We start from the raw sequence: 3,335 nt of genomic DNA, 5'->3' as shown, positions 1-3,335 counted from the left end.
TCTTTGGTAGCGCTCAAGATGTGGTAGCACAATTAGTATCACAAGTCAAGGATTTGTCATAATTCTTGACAAATAGGACGGGGTTTTCACCCCGTCTTTTTTTATCTGATTTTCCAGAGTTTAAAGATAATCCAGAACTAATTCCCCTTTGCTCACTTTTTCGGTAATTAAAGTTCTGACCAACTCTAATTCTTCCAGGGTCACTTTACCATCAGACCTCATAGCTAGGGCGATTCTTTCCCTTTCCCCTTGAGTGATCACGCCATCAACACTAGCCTGTTCGATAATAGCTCGCAACTTTTCTAGTTCCTGTTGTTCTTCTGCGGTTAATTCTGCTTGATTAGGGCGAGATATTTCCATAAAAATTTCTCCTTGAGGGATCAACACAAACTTGGTAATTTTTTTCTAAGTAGTAGAACCGCTGGCAGTTATCCCCAGTCAGCATCAGCAATCAGGGACAATGATTTTAGCAAGAGCTAGACCTTGATTCTTGACAGGGAGCCACTAAACCTGAATAGATGATAACTGATAGAGCTTACAGTATAGTGATTAATAGAAGCAATTTGCAAAGAATTATCGAGATAAAGAATGGATATTCGATCGACTGACACCTCGCTCCTTACCTGGACAGGAGATACTTTAGCCCTAGGTTTACCAGAAGGAACCATCGAGATTGCAGGAGAATTGGCAGAATTAAACGATAAACTAGGGGGAAACCTAGGTGATCTCATCTCCGAGACGGAATTCGAGGGAAAATTAGGCAGCAGTGCGGCGACTCGTCTAGGTGGTGGTCCGATTCGCAAATTAATCCTGGTGGGATTGGGAAAAACTGCCGATTTCGACCTGCAAACCCTGCGTCTAGCGGCTGCTGCGATCGCTCGTCTGGCCAAACAACAAAAAAGCCAAGCTCTGGCCATCAGTTTACCGGTAGTTGGTGATCAGTCCGCCACCGCCGGAGCAATCACGGAAGGACTACTACTGGCCAATCATCAGGATACCCGCTTCAAGTCCACTAAGGAGGAAAAAGGAGCCAAATTAGCAACCGTCGAGTTATTGGGTTTAGGAGAGCAAGCATCTGCGATCGCCAAGGCCGAGCAAATCTGTTCCGGGGTGATTCTGGCCAGAGAATTAGTCAATGCTCCCGCTAACACCGTTACCCCCCTAACCATGGCAGAAACCGCCGAGCAAATTGCCACCGAATACGGATTAAGTCTTAATATTCTGGAACAGGAAGAATGCGAAAGCTTGGGTATGGGAGCCTTCTTAGGAGTAGCCAAAGCCTCGGATATTCCCCCGAAATTCATTCATTTAATCTATAAACCCCAAGGAACCCCGAAACGTAAACTAGCAATCGTTGGCAAAAGTTTAACCTTTGATTCCGGCGGTTTGAATATTAAAGGGGCCGGCAGCGGCATCGAAACCATGAAAACGGATATGGGGGGTGGTGCCGCCACCCTAGGCGCGGCCAAGGCGATCGCCCAATTACGGCCAGAAGTGGAAGTACACTTTATCTGTCCGGCTACGGAAAATATGATTAGTGGTCGCGCTATGCACCCCGGGGACATCTTAACCGCTTCTAATGGCAAAACCATTGAAGTCAATAACACCGATGCCGAGGGACGATTAACCCTGGCCGATGGCTTGGTTTTTGCGGAAAAATTAGAGGTGGATGCGATCGTGGATCTAGCCACTTTAACCGGGGCCTGTGTCGTCGCTTTGGGGGACGATATCGCCGGTTTATGGAGTAGCGATGAGAGTCTCGCAGCTCAAATCCAAGAGGCCGCTAAATTAGCTGGCGAAAAATTCTGGCCGATGCCCCTAGAAGAAAAATATTTCGAGGGGCTGAAGTCTCCAATTGCCGATATGAAAAACACTGGCCCGCGCCCCGGCGGTTCCATTACAGCCGCTTTATTTTTGAAGCAATTCATTAATAATACTCCCTGGCTGCACCTAGATATCGCAGCTCCCGTCTGGTCCGACAAAGAAAATGGCGTTAATAATTCCGGGGCCACCGGTTTTCCCGTCCGCACTCTAGTTAATTGGGTGATGGCCAATAATTAAGTTATCGGTAAGCGGTAAGCGGTATTAGGTGAGGAGTATTTTCACTGTTTACTGTTTACCGATCCCTGAAAAATCTGCCCCACCCCTCACCCCTATCTCAAGGTCGCGAGAGGACTCCCGTTAAACTGCGTAGCGGTTAACGGGAGATGAATCGCGACCAGAATGAAACTAACGCAGTAGCCTTTCCACTTTTGGGGAGTTTTGGTTCTCGACGTATTTTTTTAGTTGTTCGACAGTAACGTCGCCACAACTAGCCACGAAATAAGCTCCCGCCCAAAAATAGGGTTTGTTGTCGAAATACTTTGCCGCCAAATCCGGAAATTCTTGTCTAATTAAGCGACTACTAACTGTTTTAAGGTTAGCGATTAGTTTGGTCCATGATTGTAATTAGTTGATATACTAGGCAGTAAGTGTTACAATTTAACTATACATCACATCACGAAACTAACGACAGTGATAACGCTTACCTACCAGTACAAACTAAAGGTAAACAAGAAACAGGAACGAGAGATTGTCCACATTCTTGATGTTTGTAAGAGCGTTTATAATTACGCGCTCTCGGAACGGAAAGATTGGTTAAACTCTCGAAAGTGTCTTGCGGATCGCTGTTCGCTAGTTTCTGAGTACATAATTCCTGCGGATCAACCCTATCCAAATTACTTCGTTCAAGCTAAAAATCTAACGGAAGCTAAAAAAGTTTACCCGATATTAAAGACGGTTAACGCTCAAGTCTTACAGCAAGTTTTAAAAACTGTAGATAAAGCGTTTGACCATATAAAATCGAAAGGCTTCGGCTTTCCTAGATTTAAGAAAAAGATGCGAAGTTTTGTTTTCCCCGCGCTCTCGAAAAATTTTCTAGGTGACGAATACTTAAATTTTCCACAATTGGGAAAAATTCGGATTAGGAAATCTAGGGAGTACCCGTCTGGGTTTGAGCCTAAACAAGCTCGAATTATCCAAAAAGCGTCGGGATTTTACGTTTTGGTTTCTTTCCAATCTACGGAATTAGTTCCCGATATGACAGTAGGGAAGACCTGTTTAGGAATTGACGCGGGAATTGAGAGTTTTGTCGCTACTTCACGGGGAGATTTAATCAAAGCCCCTCGATTTTTGTTGAAAGTACAGAGTAAGCTTAAATTGCTACAAAGACGCTTGAAACATCAAGTCAAAGGCTCGAACAATTGGTTGAAACTCCAAGATAAGATAGCGAGATTACACGAAAAAGTGTCTAATACTCGTAGAGATTGGCATTTTAAGTTAGCTCATTACCTTTG

General features: G+C 44.6%; 3 protein-coding genes and 1 pseudogene. 2 read left to right on the top strand and 2 right to left on the bottom strand.

Translation table 11 applies throughout. The annotated features are described in order from the left end of the window. Window positions 1–120: 120 nt before the first annotated feature. Complete coding sequence (locus PX484_RS13770) at window positions 121–360, bottom strand: hypothetical protein (RefSeq protein ID WP_002757689.1); 240 nt, start codon at window positions 358–360, stop codon at window positions 121–123. A gap of 228 nt (window positions 361–588) precedes the next feature. On the opposite strand from PX484_RS13770, the gene PX484_RS13765 reads away from it, so the two are divergent. Further along, the gene (locus tag PX484_RS13765; RefSeq protein WP_288104282.1) at window positions 589–2,061 is read left to right on the top strand and encodes a leucyl aminopeptidase; all 1,473 of its coding nucleotides are present in this window, start codon (window positions 589–591) and stop codon (window positions 2,059–2,061) included. A gap of 168 nt (window positions 2,062–2,229) precedes the next feature. On the opposite strand, the pseudogene PX484_RS13760 reads toward PX484_RS13765, so the two are convergent. Beyond that, a pseudogene (locus tag PX484_RS13760) lies at window positions 2,230–2,436 on the bottom strand (IS200/IS605 family transposase); the annotation flags it as partial. A 78-nt stretch (window positions 2,437–2,514) separates the two neighbouring features. Here PX484_RS13760 and PX484_RS13755 point away from each other — a divergent pair. Further along, a partial coding sequence (locus PX484_RS13755) for an RNA-guided endonuclease InsQ/TnpB family protein (protein WP_288104280.1) occupies window positions 2,515–3,335 on the top strand: 821 nt, incomplete at its 3' end.

Source organism: Microcystis sp. M49636_WE2 (assembly GCF_030065375.1).
GTDB classification, from domain to species: domain Bacteria; phylum Cyanobacteriota; class Cyanobacteriia; order Cyanobacteriales; family Microcystaceae; genus Microcystis; species Microcystis aeruginosa_C.
This window is presented reverse-complemented; position numbering and strand designations above follow the sequence as displayed.

Excerpts from the sequence above, each read along its gene's own strand:
- PX484_RS13770 (WP_002757689.1), bottom strand. The coding sequence starts at position 360 with ATGGAAATATCTCGCCCTAATCAAGCAGAATTAACCGCAGAAGAACAA.
- PX484_RS13765 (WP_288104282.1), top strand. The coding sequence starts at position 589 with ATGGATATTCGATCGACTGACACCTCGCTCCTTACCTGGACAGGAGAT.